This is a genomic window from Rhizobium sp. 62_C5_N11_2 (genome assembly GCF_051811185.1).
In the GTDB taxonomy this organism is placed as follows: domain Bacteria; phylum Pseudomonadota; class Alphaproteobacteria; order Rhizobiales; family Rhizobiaceae; genus Rhizobium; species Rhizobium leguminosarum.
In genome coordinates, this window is record NZ_JBPWPW010000002.1 from 709,364 (window position 1) to 722,923 (window position 13,560).

14 protein-coding genes and 5 pseudogenes are annotated in these 13,560 nt (G+C 59.0%); 10 read left to right on the forward strand and 9 right to left on the reverse strand.

The window, feature by feature from the left end; translation table 11 throughout:
* Nucleotides 1-5 precede the first annotated feature (5 nt).
* From AB8B31_RS26980 to AB8B31_RS27000, 5 genes are all read left to right on the forward strand, one after another.
* The gene (locus AB8B31_RS26980; RefSeq protein ID WP_439007578.1) at nucleotides 6-2,348 is read left to right on the forward strand and encodes a beta-glucosidase; all 2,343 of its coding nucleotides are present in this window, start codon (nucleotides 6-8) and stop codon (nucleotides 2,346-2,348) included.
* Nucleotides 2,349-2,361: 13 nt separating this feature from the next.
* Nucleotides 2,362-2,691, forward strand: a complete 330-nt coding sequence (locus AB8B31_RS26985) for an XdhC family protein (protein WP_130716195.1) — start codon at nucleotides 2,362-2,364, stop codon at nucleotides 2,689-2,691.
* Nucleotides 2,691-3,398 (forward strand): XdhC family protein, encoded by a 708-nt coding sequence (locus AB8B31_RS26990; protein WP_018245246.1) that lies wholly within the window; start codon nucleotides 2,691-2,693, stop codon nucleotides 3,396-3,398. The genes AB8B31_RS26985 and AB8B31_RS26990 overlap by 1 nt, the downstream gene beginning before the upstream one ends.
* Nucleotides 3,395-3,592, forward strand: a complete 198-nt coding sequence (locus tag AB8B31_RS26995) for a hypothetical protein (RefSeq protein WP_018245245.1) — start codon at nucleotides 3,395-3,397, stop codon at nucleotides 3,590-3,592. The genes AB8B31_RS26990 and AB8B31_RS26995 overlap by 4 nt, the downstream gene beginning before the upstream one ends.
* Nucleotides 3,593-3,892: 300 nt before the next feature.
* The gene (locus AB8B31_RS27000) at nucleotides 3,893-4,510 is read left to right on the forward strand and encodes a nucleotidyltransferase family protein (protein WP_245484586.1); all 618 of its coding nucleotides are present in this window, start codon (nucleotides 3,893-3,895) and stop codon (nucleotides 4,508-4,510) included.
* 119 nt (nucleotides 4,511-4,629) lie between these two features.
* Here AB8B31_RS27000 and AB8B31_RS27005 read toward each other — a convergent pair.
* Both AB8B31_RS27005 and AB8B31_RS27010 read right to left on the reverse strand, forming a co-directional pair.
* A pseudogene (locus tag AB8B31_RS27005) lies at nucleotides 4,630-4,866 on the reverse strand (IS6 family transposase); the annotation flags it as partial.
* 51 nt (nucleotides 4,867-4,917) lie between these two features.
* Nucleotides 4,918-5,214 (reverse strand): annotated as a pseudogene (locus tag AB8B31_RS27010) (class I tRNA ligase family protein); the annotation flags it as partial.
* Between the two features lie 35 nt (nucleotides 5,215-5,249).
* Here AB8B31_RS27010 and AB8B31_RS27015 point away from each other — a divergent pair.
* Nucleotides 5,250-5,602: pseudogene (locus tag AB8B31_RS27015) on the forward strand (HipA domain-containing protein); the annotation flags it as partial.
* Nucleotides 5,603-5,680: 78 nt separating this feature from the next.
* On the opposite strand, the gene AB8B31_RS27020 reads toward AB8B31_RS27015, so the two are convergent.
* Both AB8B31_RS27020 and AB8B31_RS27025 read right to left on the reverse strand, forming a co-directional pair.
* Nucleotides 5,681-6,154 (reverse strand): VOC family protein, encoded by a 474-nt coding sequence (locus AB8B31_RS27020; protein ID WP_018245242.1) that lies wholly within the window; start codon nucleotides 6,152-6,154, stop codon nucleotides 5,681-5,683.
* Nucleotides 6,155-6,718: 564 nt separating this feature from the next.
* The gene (locus tag AB8B31_RS27025) at nucleotides 6,719-6,937 is read right to left on the reverse strand and encodes a helix-turn-helix domain-containing protein (RefSeq protein ID WP_018245240.1); all 219 of its coding nucleotides are present in this window, start codon (nucleotides 6,935-6,937) and stop codon (nucleotides 6,719-6,721) included.
* 330 nt (nucleotides 6,938-7,267) lie between these two features.
* Between AB8B31_RS27025 and AB8B31_RS27030 the strand changes: the two genes are divergently transcribed.
* The gene (locus AB8B31_RS27030; protein ID WP_018245239.1) at nucleotides 7,268-7,474 is read left to right on the forward strand and encodes a hypothetical protein; all 207 of its coding nucleotides are present in this window, start codon (nucleotides 7,268-7,270) and stop codon (nucleotides 7,472-7,474) included.
* Nucleotides 7,475-7,520: 46 nt separating this feature from the next.
* Here the strand turns inward: AB8B31_RS27030 and AB8B31_RS27035 are convergent, their stop codons facing one another.
* Nucleotides 7,521-7,904 (reverse strand): AraC family ligand binding domain-containing protein, encoded by a 384-nt coding sequence (locus AB8B31_RS27035; protein WP_077988349.1) that lies wholly within the window; start codon nucleotides 7,902-7,904, stop codon nucleotides 7,521-7,523.
* 57 nt (nucleotides 7,905-7,961) lie between these two features.
* On the opposite strand from AB8B31_RS27035, the gene AB8B31_RS27040 reads away from it, so the two are divergent.
* Complete coding sequence (locus AB8B31_RS27040) at nucleotides 7,962-8,258, forward strand: hypothetical protein (RefSeq protein WP_018245238.1); 297 nt, start codon at nucleotides 7,962-7,964, stop codon at nucleotides 8,256-8,258.
* Nucleotides 8,248-8,515, forward strand: a pseudogene (locus AB8B31_RS27045) (hypothetical protein); the annotation flags it as partial. The gene AB8B31_RS27040 and the pseudogene AB8B31_RS27045, both read left to right, overlap by 11 nt.
* Before the next feature lie 177 nt (nucleotides 8,516-8,692).
* Here the strand turns inward: AB8B31_RS27045 and AB8B31_RS27050 are convergent.
* Nucleotides 8,693-9,622, reverse strand: coding sequence for a sugar ABC transporter substrate-binding protein (locus AB8B31_RS27050; RefSeq protein WP_018244093.1), 930 nt, complete (start codon nucleotides 9,620-9,622; stop codon nucleotides 8,693-8,695).
* A gap of 714 nt (nucleotides 9,623-10,336) precedes the next feature.
* Between AB8B31_RS27050 and AB8B31_RS27055 the strand changes: the two are divergent.
* Nucleotides 10,337-10,546: pseudogene (locus AB8B31_RS27055) on the forward strand (ISL3 family transposase); the annotation flags it as partial.
* Nucleotides 10,547-10,668: 122 nt separating this feature from the next.
* Here AB8B31_RS27055 and AB8B31_RS27060 read toward each other — a convergent pair.
* From AB8B31_RS27060 to AB8B31_RS27070, 3 genes are read right to left on the reverse strand one after another with little or no spacing between them, the layout of a single operon-like run.
* The gene (locus tag AB8B31_RS27060) at nucleotides 10,669-11,850 is read right to left on the reverse strand and encodes an amino acid aminotransferase (protein WP_131705718.1); all 1,182 of its coding nucleotides are present in this window, start codon (nucleotides 11,848-11,850) and stop codon (nucleotides 10,669-10,671) included.
* A gap of 55 nt (nucleotides 11,851-11,905) precedes the next feature.
* Nucleotides 11,906-12,688, reverse strand: a complete 783-nt coding sequence (locus AB8B31_RS27065) for an ABC transporter ATP-binding protein (protein WP_018245235.1) — start codon at nucleotides 12,686-12,688, stop codon at nucleotides 11,906-11,908.
* Nucleotide 12,689: 1 nt separating this feature from the next.
* Complete coding sequence (locus AB8B31_RS27070) at nucleotides 12,690-13,550, reverse strand: ABC transporter permease (protein WP_026188656.1); 861 nt, start codon at nucleotides 13,548-13,550, stop codon at nucleotides 12,690-12,692.
* Between the last annotated feature and the right edge of the window lie 10 nt (nucleotides 13,551-13,560).

Genomic DNA, 13,560 nt, shown 5'->3' on the forward strand with positions numbered 1-13,560 from the left:
TACCCATGTTCCAGCTCAGCGAAGACGAAATCCCATCGCTCGTTGGCCAAATGACCGTCGGCGAAAAGGTCGCTCTACTGAGCGGACGCGGGCTGTGGAAAACGGCATCGATCGAAAGGCTCGGCATCCCTTCGGTCGTCATGACCGATGGTGCGTATGGCGTGCGCTATTCGACCACCCAGATCGATGCCGGCGACAACGACGAAGACAGTCTCCAGGCATTCCTCGATCTCGTCGGGCAACAGGGCGATGGGCCAGGCGGCATGTTCGGCGCCACCCGCCCGGCCACATGCTTTCCAAACGGCAATCTGCTTGGCTGTTCCTGGGATATCGATCTTGCCTACCGCATGGGGGCGGCACTTGCGGCCGAGTGCCAGGATTTCGGCGTTCATCTGCTACTTGGCCCCGGCATCAACATCCGGCGCACGCCATTGGCTGGGCGGGCCTACGAATATTATTCCGAGGATCCCGTCATCAGTGGTGAACTCGCTGCTGCTGTCATCTCAGGCCTGCAGGATCATGGCGTCGGCGCCTCGCTGAAGCATTTCGCCTGCAACAATTCGGAAATCGAGCGAACCACGACCAGTTCCGATGTCGACGAGCGGGCCCTGCGCGAAATCTATCTGGCGGGCTTCGAGCGGGCAATCGAAAGGAGCGCGCCGTGGACCGTGATGAGCGCCTACAATCCGCTGAACGGCATCCAGGCAGCCGAGCATCATTGGCTGCTCCGTACCGTGCTGCGCGAGGAATGGGGTTATGACGGGCTGGTCGTCTCCGACTGGCATGCGATCAAGGATCGTGGCGCCGCGCTCAATGCCGGCACCGAACTCGACATGCCGGAAAGCCAGCCGCGCAAGGCGCGCCTTCACGCCGCGATCGAAGCCGGCGACGTGCCGACTGAGTTGATCGATGCCGCCTGCGCCAGGGTTCTGGCGTTCGTGATCAAGTGCAAGATGCACGAGAAGCGCGGCACCGCGGCGGATCTCGACGCGCACCATGCGCTGTCACGCGAAATCGCGGCGGAATCGATCGTGCTGCTGCGCAACGTAGGCAAGGCGCTGCCACTTGATCCCGGCCGCCTGGGCGAGCTTCTCATCGTCGGCGATGGCGCTGTCATTCCGGTCATCCAGGGCTCCGGCTCGGCCACCACCAATCCTTATCGCGTCGACAGTCCCTTGGCTCAGATCGCCAAGCGGGCGGGAGACACCTTGACGGTGCGGCATCAGCCCTTCTCCTGCGCCGCGCAGGGGGACCTGTTGGCCTCGATCGAGGCGATCGTTGAGGCTGCGTCACGCGCCGATGTCGTTGTGGTGTTCGCGGAAAACGAGAAGAGCCGCCACGGCGAAGGCAATGACCGCGACACACTGAAGCTCGCCGCTAGCCACGACGCCCTCATCAAGGCACTGGCGTCAGCCGGTCGCAAGATCGTCGTCGTGCTGTCGATGCCGGATACCGTCGAGATGCCGTGGCTCCACGATGTTGATGCCGTGCTTGCCAGCTTCTATGCCGGGCAGGGCGGCGGCGAAGCGATCGCCCGTATTCTGTTCGGCGAGCAGAACCCTTGCGGTAAACTCTCTGCCAGCATGCCCGCGCGCGTGAACGATATTCCAGGCTGGCACACCTACCCGGGCGAGCACGGGCGGCATGTCTATAGCGAGGGTATTTTCGTCGGGTATCGGTTCTATGATTTAAAAGAAATCGTCCCCGCTTTCCCGTTCGGGCATGGGCTCAGCTACACCTCGTTCACGTATGAGAATATGGAGCTCGACAAGAGCGAGATCGGCGCGGATACGAGTTGCGCGGTGCGTGTTACTGTCCGTAACAGCGGATCGGTCGCCGGCAAGGAAGTGGTCCAGCTTTATGTGCGCCCGCTTGCGCCCGGCCTGAAGCGGCCAATCCGCGAGCTCAAGTCCTTCGCCAAGCTGCATCTGCAGCCTGGCGAGACGAAGACGGTGAGCTTGACGCTGAGGCAGCGCGATTTCCGCTATTTCGATACGGCACGCTCCGCCTGGGTTCTCGATGCGGAGGCTTTCGTGATCGAAGCTGCGGCATCCTCCCGCGATATCCGCTTGTCAGTTACTCTGCCATGTAAATTGCCCGCTCCCGTGTTGCCACTGATTTCGCCCAATTCTCCAACAGCCCTCGTCTTTGCCCACCCTAGGGCTGAAGCTGTTCTTGTCAGTTTCTTCGTCGCCAGGCTTTCGATCTCAAGTGCAGAAGCTACGGCGCTCCTTGCAAAAACGAAGGGGTCCTTTCTCGGATTTTACGACACTTTGAGCTGGTATGTCGGAGATAGCGTCAAAGAGACGGATATCGCCAAGATCTTTGCAGGGCTAAACGACAATTGACCTGAGGGCCGAAATGACAACCGCAATACACGCAACCGACCCACTTTTTGCTGCCGAAGAATGGATAGCGGCTGGTCGTGATGTTTCGATTGCGACCGTGATCGAAACCTGGGGTTCGGCGCCGTGTTTGGCGGGCAGCCATCTGGTGGTCGACGCTGATGGCAATTTCGAAGGCTCGGTCTCCGGCGGCTGCATCGAAGCTGCGGTGATCACGGCGGCCATCGATGTGATTGCCGACGGCAAGGCGCAGATGCTGGAATTCGGTGTCGCGGACGAAACTGCCTGGCGAGTCGGCTTGTCCTGCGGCGGGCGCATCCGCGTCTATGTCGAAAGGATCGGCTGATGCGCCTCAACAGTCTGCAAAGCCTGAACGCCGCGCGTCGAAAACGTGTTGCCGCAGTGCTTCTGACCGATCATCATGCCGACGAGGAGCATGTCATCCTGGAAGGTGACCCGATCGAGGAACCGTTTGTCGCACTCGTCGAACGTGCCTTTCGGTCCGGCCGCTCTATAGCCTTCGACAGCGCTTCCGCAAGCGGCTTCGTCAACGTTTACATGCCCGCCCCGCGTATTGCCATCATCGGCGCCGTCCATATCAGCCAATGTCTGACGCAGATGGCAAGGCTCGCTGGCTTCGATGTGCGGGTCATAGACCCTCGCACGGCCTTTGCGACGCGGGATCGCTTTCCTGACGTGCTGCTGTCCGCCGATTGGCCTGCCGATGCGCTTACGGCCGATCCGCTCGACCGTTACACCGCCTTGGTCGCGCTCACCCACGATCCGAAGATCGATGATTTTCCCCTGGCCGCGGCATTGCGCACCGGCTGCTTCTACATTGGCGCACTCGGCAGTCAAAAGACCCACGCCGCGCGGACCGAACGCCTTGCCGCGGACGGCTTTGGCGCCGATGCACTTTCAACCATCCACGCTCCGATCGGGCTTGATATAGGTGCGTCCAACCCCGCCGAGATCGCCGTGGCCATATTGGCTCAGGTCATCCAGGCGCTTCACTCGCGCCGCCCTTCGCTCTCCTGGGATGGGCCGCAATGAAACGCCCTCAGTTCTTGCCGACGACGCTGGCTGGTCGCCTCATGCGCTACGACCTACGGAAGAAGCCCGTTCGAAGCGGCATGTACTATGCCAAGGCGACCTTGTGTAGCTGGAGCGGGCAGGCCTTCGTCAAGGTGACGGCAGCCCGCATCGGCGATACCATTCGGAGAGATGCCGCCGCCCATTGCCGATGAAGCCCGCGACTGATCATCGTCGTCGGTGCATGGCGATTTCATTCCCGCAGTCCTGCGCGTCGACATCCCGATGGATCCGGGAAACCTCATGGTTTTTCGGCGAGATCGGTACCTGTTATGCCGTCGGGGATCCGGGGTTACGCCCGCGGCCCAAAACGGAATGGCTTCGATCGACTGCCGGAGCGGATTCTAGCAGGGGAACATCCCAACGGGTACGATATTGGTCGCATGGGCGTGGGTGGACTGCTAATGGAAATCCAGACAGGGTCGATGCCGCGTGAGACCTTGAAGGAGACGTCATTGCAGCCAAAGGTCGCAATCGTCCTGCTGGCGGCAGGAATGGCAACGCGCATGGGCCCGAATGGTGGTCACAAGCTGCTGGCTGCTTTTGACGGCATGCCGCTTGTTCGCCGGTCAGCCCTGATCGCGATGGGTAGCGATGCCGCATCGGTCACGGTTGTCGTCGGCCATCGTCAAGATGACATCCGCAAGGTCCTGGTCGATCTCCCGGTGACGATCATCGCAAATCCGGCCTACCCGGCGGGCATGGCAAGTTCGCTTACGACGGGCTTTGCCGCTGCCGCGGCCGACGACACGGAGGGCGTTCTCGTCATGCTCGCTGACATGCCGGGCGTGACCACAGACGATTTGAACAGAATGATCACCGCGTTTCGAGACGCCAATGGCGCATCTATTGTTCGCGCCGTGTCGCAAGGCAAGCGCGGAAATCCGGTCATCCTGCCGCGGTCGCTGAACGATGCCGTTCTCCGCCTGGAGGGAGATGTGGGCGCCCGCCATCTGATCGAAACCTCCGGGCTGGCGGTGACAGACGTCGAGATTGGTGATGCAGCGCAGATCGACGTCGACACGCCGGAGGCGATCATTGCGGCCGGCGGGACACCTGCTGGAACAGTCTGAAGGCTTATAATGTTGACTGAGCCAACCTCGGCGAGCCGTGATCTCGTCGTACGGCTGTCAATGACGGCTATCTGCCCGACAAGCTAGCCAGGGACGGCGCCTGTGTTCGAAGGGCTATGTCACGTTGTTCGCTTAATCGCCGACGCAGTTGCGCCGGTCACGACTTTCCAATGCGCTGATGCGATGACTATGGGTGCCAAGGGCTGAGCGTTTCTGGTGAGACGGGACGAAATAGTTCTGGTTGCTGAAAAGACCGAGATGAAACGTTGAAAGCCGCCGGCAGATCGAAATCCATGCATCATCCGTTCTCGTTTTCGAGGTGGCACATGAGAATTCTCAGCGCGATTGTTCAGGCCCATATTGCGAAGCAGGTAATAGTGCAGTGCGTCCTTGGTCTGATAGTACTCCACGAGGCCCATCGATGCCGTTGCCCGCCGATTTTCCGATCTTTCGCCGTCTACCGTTAGGTAGCCATGAACGAAGATCGATGACGGGAGCAGCACTTCGGCAGACAGGAGTATCGCTGGCCATTAAATCGCGTGAAACTTGGAAATTTCCTTGCCGACAAAGTGGGAGGGCTCGCCTTGCTGTGCCCAGTTTCGCCAGAACAGGGTTTCGTCGGAACCGTAATCGAGCCTTCTGAGATAGTTCGCCAGAGCATCGAACCAGACATAGATAACGTCGTTGCTCCCAGGCACGGGCACGCCCCAGCCGCGTGCTCGTTCAGCACTACGCGAAGGCGCGCAAATTCATCGCAAAATTCTCGAGCAGCTCTGACACGTATAGCGTGGTGAAGGGCGAATACATTGCCATGCGCCTGGCCGCGCTTTCAGGTCTGAATGTATCGCCTGTAAAGATCGTCCGAGCGTCGGGGAAGGACGTATTGCTTGTCCAGCGCTTTGACCGCATTCGCGCTGGCAACGCTTGGTATCGCCGGTCGATGGTATCCGCCTTGACCATGCTCGAGCTCGACGAAATGCACGCGCGATATGCAAGCTATCAGGATCTGGCTGAAAGCGTACGCGTTTTACCTCCGTTCCTGAAACATTGAGAGAGCTGTTTACTCGCCTTTGCTTCAATGTCCTCGTTGGTTGGCAGACGGGTTGCCGACACTGGCTATTGCGCCTTGAAACGTTGGCGGTAGAGTGGGCGGCCAAGTTGCCGACGACGCTATCCTCGAACGGCCGCTTCAATTGCCGCGACGTCGATCTTCTGCATCTTCATCATCGCGTCGAAGGCTCTTTTTGCTTCAATCCCACCAGTTCTCATGGCATCCATCAAAACGCGCGGCGTGATCTGCCACGAGATTCCCCAACGGTCCTTGCACCACCCGCATTCGCTTTCCCGTCCGCCATTTCCAACGATGGCGTTCCAATATCGGTCGGTTTCCTCCTGGTTTTCTGTCGAAATCTGGAATGAGAATGCTTCACTGTGTTTGAAGGTTGAGCCGCCGTTCAATCCGACGCAAGAGACACCGGCAACCGTAAATTCGACAACCAAAACGTTGCCGACTTTTCCATCCGGATAATCGCCGGGTGCTCGAATAATGGCTCCGACAGCGCTATCAGGGAAAGTCTGCGCATAAAAGTTTGCAGCTTCCTCGGCATCTTTCTCGAACCAAAGGCAGATCGTGTTCTTGGCCATTTCAGTCCCTTTCATGATTTGGTGTGAGGGGTCTAGCAGTCGTCATGATTGAAAGACGGACGAGTTATCGAGGAACCGACATCATCCCAAAAAGATTCTTTGGTCGGCAACGGTAGCGATATCGGCGCGGGAGATGACGGCGGAGAAAATCGTCGTCTTCAAGCGATAAGGTTCGTCATCCAAATCTTATTTGCCCAAGGCGACGATGGGGCTCTTGAGACGATATGAACTTCTGACCCGTCAAAGATCAAACCGCTGCCCGCGTCCATCGAACAGGACCAGCGCACTCCCGGTTTAGTGCTCAATGACCCGGTAAACTGCGCTCGGCAAGGTGACGCGCGAGCGTCTCTAAAAAGCAAGGTTGCGACGAATGACTTCAGGCGCTCGGCAAATTGATTTGGGCCAGCCGACTCGTCCCAGCCGGGCTGAGTCAGGCGCTTAATTGTCCCTATAAGCTGTACCAGCATTGGACGGCTTCCCATTGAAGCGCGACCTCTACTCAATGAGCTGCGGCAGGCACTCTCCTTGAAGTAGCTGTGTAACGATGTCAGCGCGTCGCGCGTCTCAAATCTTGTCTAAAACCCCTAGAGCGGCTGCGGTTCTTCGGATCCTCGACGCGTCGAAATCCGCGTCGTTCTCCAGAGCTGTCACCTCCGCAACAGTCAGACCAGTAGTTTCTGCGACGTCGTCCAGCGAATAGCCGCGAGCCTGGCGAGCCTCTGCAAGCAGGGCGCCGATGGACGGGACAACAGGGGATTTCGCAATCTTCGAGGCCATGTTCATGTCGTTGAGGCTCCTTTTGGCGGCCGGAAAACGTGCAAACCGTTTTCTAGTTCCACCGCTGCCGACCGCGTCCGGCAGCGGACGATTTCTCGATTTCCGCGGGCGCTCTTTCTATCAGTTTGTGCGACGGAGTACAGATCTGACGTGATGAAGGAGCGGACGCCCCTTGCATGCGGCCGACGAGAGGTATCGTAGATGCCGCCTCAGGCGAAACAAACAGATCGAACTGCTGTCTTTCGCTACCTCGGGTTCATTCTTAAAACGACTCTTCAGACTACATCGTCCGACAGATCCGCTATAAGGGATCGCTCGTACAGATCAGGAGAAAACATGGAGACCGTGGAGATCAGCAACCGCAGTGACTTGGCGCTCTGGGCAATCCAACGCGCGCAAGCAATCGTTGCGGCCGAAGGTGCGGCCTTCGCGATGGCTGCTCGTGATATGAATGAGGAAGCGCTGGCGGAGACTGCCGCCGCACTTGGCAAGGCCATCAGCGATGCCATGCTCGAGGTCTTCGACGGCCTGCTAGAAGAATAGTCTCAAGCTTGAGTCTCGGGATAGCAGGCGCTTTCTGACCAATATTTTAATATAATTTTTGGTCAGTAATCGAGTGAAAAGCCAACTGAAATCCAAGGGTTGAGATGCGCGGCTGATTGCGCGCGGTATCGGGCTGCGCCAACGCGTGGATCGAAGTGAACAAATCTGAAATCTCGGAGCTGCTTGGTTGTTCCGGTTGCGCCGAGCCGGCGTCGCACGCGAAATTGAAGGCGCCTCCCCGGCATTCGATCCAGTGCTCGACCCATCCGGTACGGCGATGCGGGGCATACCGGTGCCGGGCACCGGGAAAGAGCAGGAAAATAGAGCCTTCGGGTATCGTTGTCGGTCTCCACCCGTCCGGTGCCCGCTCCCCGTCGTCATTCCCATGGTGGATTGCCGCGAACTCCTGGATCGCAACCCCTACTGCTATTGAACTTCGCCTTCCTGTTCAACACAATCTATATTCTGCTCAACACGGGAGATTCTTATGGCTACCCAACCACGAACTGTTGCGGAAAGCGAAGCGGAAGTCGCGTTGACTCGCAATAGGCTCGTACTTGAGCAAGCGAAGGCCGTCGGTCTCCTTGGTACGGCGAAGAATACCCGCTTGTCGGGGCGAGTGCCGTCGGAGTTGATCGAGGCAGCCAAGAAGCGTGCCCATGTTACATCTGACACTGAGTTGCTGGAATTGGCGCTTTCACGGCTGGCTCTCGAAGACGACTTTGGCGCACGTCTGGTGGGCCGCAAGGGCCGCATCCCGACGGATATCGATCTTGGGATTTGAACTCTCTGAAATCCCGCGATCACTAAAGCCCCAGAAGCACGTCGGGACGCTCGAGCGCAGGCCCCGACGAAGATCGTCCTTGGGCTGCCGACGAACCGGCAATCGGAGGGCCTCTGTTCCTGGATACGAGCGTCTACCTGGATGTGCTTCAAGGGCGCTCGCCGGTGGAGGTCGATAGGCTGATCACGTATCGCCTATGTCACCATTCGGCGGTCTGCCTGTCTGAGCTGACCCATGCCTTCGGCCGACTGGACCCTAGCGGAATAGACGGGGGGCGCTGGCAACAGATGTAAACTGCCTGCAGCTCCACGACAACGCCGCGCGGTTTTGTCGGGTCTAGCCGTCTCGGTAGCCGCCGAGAACGTCGGCTGTCGCCTGCACCGCATACTGATGCTGTGAGGTGCGGGCAAAGCCCGCACCTTTTGCTCATCGCCTCAGTTCTTGGTGACGAAGTCCTTGACGTTGGCAGGCGTCACGAGCTGGAAGGGAATGTAGACCTTCTTGTCGATCTTTTCGCCCTTGGCGAGCTTGAGCGCTGCATCGAGCGAGCCCTTGCCCTGGCCGGCGGCATCCTGGAACACCGTGACGTCGAGATCACCCGCCTGCATGGCGGCAAGCGCGTCCTGCGTGGCGTCGACACCGCCGACGACAACCTTGGTCATATCCTTGCCGGCTGCCTTCAGCGCCTGGATGGCGCCAATCGCCATTTCGTCGTTGTTGGAAATCACGGCGTCGAATTCGATGCCGCTGGAGAGCCAGTTGGTCATCAGGTCGGCGCCCTGGGTGCGGTCCCAGTTCGCCGTCTGCTCTTCGACGATCTCCAGGCCCTTGCATTCATCCGTCTTGATGACGTCGTGAACGTCCTGGGTCCGCATGCGCGCAGCCTGGTTGGAGAGCTCTCCCATGATCACGACGGCCTTGCCCTTGCCGCCGAGAATGCGGCAGATTTCCTTGGTTTCCAGCGTGCCGGATTCCTGCTCGTTGGAAGCGACGAAGGCCTGCTTGTCCGGCAGCGTGTCGACGTTGACCGGCTGACGGTTGACGTAAACCAGCGGAATGCCGGCATCGGCCGCGAGCTTCGACATTGCCGTGGTTGCATCGGTATCGACAGGGTTGACGATGATTGCATCGACCTTGGAGGCGATGAAATTCTGGATCTGGCTCTGCTGCTTGGAAACGTCGTTCTGTGCGTCTTCGACCTGCAGCGTCACACCGCTGAGTGTCTTTGCATAATCGGTCATGCCGTTGCGCAGAACCGTCAGGAAATTGTCGTCGAATTTCGCCATCGAGACGCCGACAGTTTCCGCGTGAGCCGCCGTCGACATGACGAGCGCCATCGCAGTGCCCAGGATAAACTTTTTCATTTTACTTCCTCCACAAAGCGGTGCCCGGCTGCACCCTCCTCACGCCGGAACTCCAGGCATTTGCTCTGAAGCCTATTCTATCTCGCGATCGATCTCGTTACTCACCGCTCTGACACACAGTTTCAAAGCGCCGACGCGGCCGCCAACGCCCCATAAGCGCCGGACTCGTGTGGCTCAGCGCTTCAGTTGAGCCTTTTCGGTTTCACCGCGCTGGCCGAATCCTTCAAGTGAGCGCAAAGCGCGTGGATGGCATTCGCTATCTCCTCCTGAGTTCCGTTTTTCCGGTGGAGCGAAATTGACCGCTTCACGAATCTCTACGCGAAATTCCGCAGCAATCCATCATTCTGGCGAGGAGCTCACTTGCATTCTTGAAAGAATGTTGAGGGAAATGAGGGAATCCCATCATCCCTAGATGATTTCCGGGATGAAGATATCGAAGGGTACGAGCTGGCCGATCTCGGTTGAGAAAGTGATCGTTATTTCCAGGTGCCCCCCGACGAAATCCGGAACCCGGCAAGACGCCAGCGCGTCCCGAAGATTGGCGGATTGCAAGCCTCAGAACGCTGGAAATCGCTCGCGCCCTAGCCTCCAGCCAGGTCACCCAGATCTTCTCTAATTTTCGAAATACCTTTGGGGTGACGTTCGTCCTTTTCGCTCAGTGAAACACCCTTGTTGTTGCAAGGTGCAGGGGTGCTCCAAACTGCGCTTCAAGGGTTGCTCCGCGTCGTCCGTCGGCGCACGCGCGCTCCAACGGAAACGCTGAATGTCATTGGCATCTGTGACTGGGCCTGGCGTCGCAGCTGCCGCTACGGCAGCATAGTCTGTGATCTAGAGAGGCGGAGCATCGTGGGGTTGTTGCCCGACCGCGAGATGGCAACGGCGGAAGCGTGGCTTGCCGTTCATCCAGGCATCACGGCCGTGTCGCACCGTTTCAGAACGCGTTCTGCGATAGCGAATGGCGTTGACGCTTCAATGTGCAGATTGACCCGTTCAAGTTAGCAGAAGACGCCCACAGCTTCGCCCACTGAACTGGCAGGTCCTTGGGCTCAGAGCACCGAAACAACAGCCTTGGCGAGGTCGTCGAGCCGGTCTTCCCTGAGGCCCGCGACATTGAAGCGGGAATCACCAACCATATAGATGCCGAACTCATCTCGCAGGCGGTCGACCTGCGCTTCGGTCAGGCCGAGCCGCGAGAACATACCCCGGTGGTCGGCAATAAAGTCGAAGCGCGAGGTGTTGGACTGGCGACGGAGCGCTTCGGCAAAGCCCTTTCGCAGGTTGAGCATACGAAGCCGCATAGCTTCTAGTTCGGACTTCCAGTCGGCGCGCAGTGCATCGTCCTCGAGGATAAGGCGGACGGCGGCGGCGGCATGGTCCGGCGGCATGGAATACAGCACGCGAGTGGTGGCGAGCGCCTGACTGCCAGCGATCTTTACACTTTCTGCGTCCCTGCCCATCAGGATGACGGCGCCGACGCGGTCGCGGTAGACCGAAAAGTTCTTCGAGCAGGAGGTGGCGACAGCCATTTCCGGCACCTTGCTTGCGAGCAGGCGAACGGCGGCGGCATCTGCCTCCAAACCGTCGCCGAAGCCTTGATAGGCAAGATCGATGAAGGGAAAAAGGTCGCCTTCGACGAGAAGATCCGCGACTAGACCCCATTGCTCGATCGTCAGATTGGCGCCGGTCGGGTTGTGGCAGCAGCCATGCACCAGAATGATGTCGCCGGCCTTTGCCTGCTTCAATCCCTTGAGCATGGCCTCGGCCTTCACCGTGCCGCTGGCGGGATCGAAATAGGGATAGGTCGCGATATTGAGGCCTGCAGCCTTCAGGATCGGTACATGATTCACCCAGGTCGGGTCGGAGAGCCAGACGGTGGCGTCCGGCCGGGCCTTTACCAATAGGTCGGCGATCGTGCGGAGTGCGCCCGAGCCGCCCGCTGTCTGGCAGGCGAACATGCGCGAGAGATCGGCCTTCTCGCCAAAGACCAGCTTCAGCATGGCCTTGTTGAAACCCTCATCGCCTGCCATGCCGACATAGGTCTTGCTCGTCTGGCTTTCATAGAGGCGCTTCTCAGCGTCACGCACGGCCCGCATGATGACGGTCGCACCCTGCGAATCCTTGTAGACGCCGACGCCGAGATCCATTTTCGTCGGCCGTGCGTCATTTCTGTACAGAGCCGAGAGGCTGAGGATCTTGTCTGGCGGCGCGGCAGTGAGGGTTTCGAACACGGCTTTTCCTTTGAATTAAGGTCGAATGCGGAGACGCTGCCCCGCGTCGGCTGAATCAATGCTCGAACTCGCTTTGCGACCCGGAGCGTATTGCGGCAAGAACCTGCTTTTGAAGAGCAACGAATTCCGACGTTGCAATCATGTCCTGGTTTCGTGGACGGGAAAGCCCGACGTGGAAAGTCGCGTTGATGCGTCCCGGATTGATGCTCATCGCCACAATTCGGTCGGACAGATAGACGGCTTCTTCGACATCGTGCGTGACGAACAGGACGGTCAGCCGATGCTCTTCCCAGATTTGGGTCAGCAGTTCCTGCATCTGGTGTCGGGTCAGAGCGTCGAGCGCGCCGAACGGCTCATCCATCAATAGCATTTTCGGTCGATAGGACAGGGCACGTGCAATGGCGACGCGCTGCTTCATGCCACCCGACAGTTGCGACGGAAATGCATCGGCGAACTTGGTGAGCTTCACCAGTTCAATGTGGTGGCGGGCGACATCCCGGCACTCGGCAGTCGGCAACCCGGCCGCCTGCAGGGCGAATTCAACATTCTGCTGCGCGGTCAGCCACGGCAACAGCGTGTAGGATTGGAAGACAACGCCGCGATCGAGCCCGGGACCGACGATCGGCGCTCCATCCGTCAGAAGAAGGCCATTGTCGAAGCCCTGAAGTCCGGCGACGATCGACAGCAGCGTACTCTTGCCGCAGCCGGAAGCACCGACCAAGGAGACGAATTCGTTGTCAGCGAGTTCCAGGTCGATACCGCTGAGGGCGTGGACGGGGCTCTTCCTGCCACCATACCATTTGTTCAGACCCTCGATCTTTAGTTTGGGTTCGCTCATCTCAATGCCTTGCAGCGTAACGGAAGAAGATGCGCTCCAGGGCCTTCATGCTTTGGTCTGTGATCAGACCGAGCAAGCCAAGGAGCAGGATGTAACCAATGATCGTCTGCGTCTGGAAATATCGCTGAGAGACGACGATCCGATAGCCGAGGCCGGACGTCGCCGCCACAAGTTCTGCCAGCACAAGCCAGGTCCAGGCCCAGCCGAGGCTGATGCGCAGCGTGTCCCAGATGCCGGGGAGGGCAGACGGCAGGACGATGCGGCGCAGGATCCTGGTTTCTGACATTCCGAGCGTACGGCCCAGTCCGACGAAGTCGGTCGGCACACGCTTGACGCTGTCCATGACCATCAGTACCTGCTGGAAGAAGGTTCCGATAAAGATGATGACGAACTTCTGGATATCGCTTGTTCCTGCCCACAGTATGGTCAGCGGAACGAAGGCGACAACCGGCATGTAACGAACGAAGTCGACAAAGGGCTCAATAGCCGCTTCCCACGTCTTGAAACAGCCGATCATGATCCCGATCGGGATCGCCAGGGCCGATGCAATAAGAAATCCGACGAGCATGCGATAGATGCTGATCCCGGCATCCGTCCACAGCGTGCCATCGACCGCCAGTTCCATCATCTTGGCCCACACCGCTCCGGGCGAGGGCAGAAAAATCGGTTTCACCCAGCCGGTGATGGTAGCAACCCACCACACGGCAAACAGCAGCGCAAAGACGGCAACGGCAATCAGAAAAAACGACCGGCCGCTGATCGGATCCCCGATCCGAAAGGCACCAGGTGGTCTACCGACGCCCGCGCGCGATGGCGCGCGGGACCTTTCTTTCGTTGTGGACGACAATTCTGAGCTAGACATTACGGTCCCG

Coding starts and splice junctions, on each gene's coding strand:
- AB8B31_RS27040 (WP_018245238.1), top strand. CDS start 7,962: ATGGCTACCCAACCACGAACTGTTGCGGAAAGCGAAGCGGAAGTCGCG.
- AB8B31_RS27025 (WP_018245240.1), bottom strand. CDS start 6,937: ATGAACATGGCCTCGAAGATTGCGAAATCCCCTGTTGTCCCGTCCATC.
- AB8B31_RS27050 (WP_018244093.1), bottom strand. CDS start 9,622: ATGAAAAAGTTTATCCTGGGCACTGCGATGGCGCTCGTCATGTCGACG.
- AB8B31_RS27020 (WP_018245242.1), bottom strand. CDS start 6,154: ATGGCCAAGAACACGATCTGCCTTTGGTTCGAGAAAGATGCCGAGGAA.
- AB8B31_RS27065 (WP_018245235.1), bottom strand. CDS start 12,688: ATGAGCGAACCCAAACTAAAGATCGAGGGTCTGAACAAATGGTATGGT.
- AB8B31_RS27030 (WP_018245239.1), top strand. CDS start 7,268: ATGGAGACCGTGGAGATCAGCAACCGCAGTGACTTGGCGCTCTGGGCA.
- AB8B31_RS26990 (WP_018245246.1), top strand. CDS start 2,691: ATGCGCCTCAACAGTCTGCAAAGCCTGAACGCCGCGCGTCGAAAACGT.
- AB8B31_RS26980 (WP_439007578.1), top strand. CDS start 6: ATGTTCCAGCTCAGCGAAGACGAAATCCCATCGCTCGTTGGCCAAATG.
- AB8B31_RS26995 (WP_018245245.1), top strand. CDS start 3,395: ATGAAACGCCCTCAGTTCTTGCCGACGACGCTGGCTGGTCGCCTCATG.
- AB8B31_RS27070 (WP_026188656.1), bottom strand. CDS start 13,550: ATGTCTAGCTCAGAATTGTCGTCCACAACGAAAGAAAGGTCCCGCGCG.
- AB8B31_RS26985 (WP_130716195.1), top strand. CDS start 2,362: ATGACAACCGCAATACACGCAACCGACCCACTTTTTGCTGCCGAAGAA.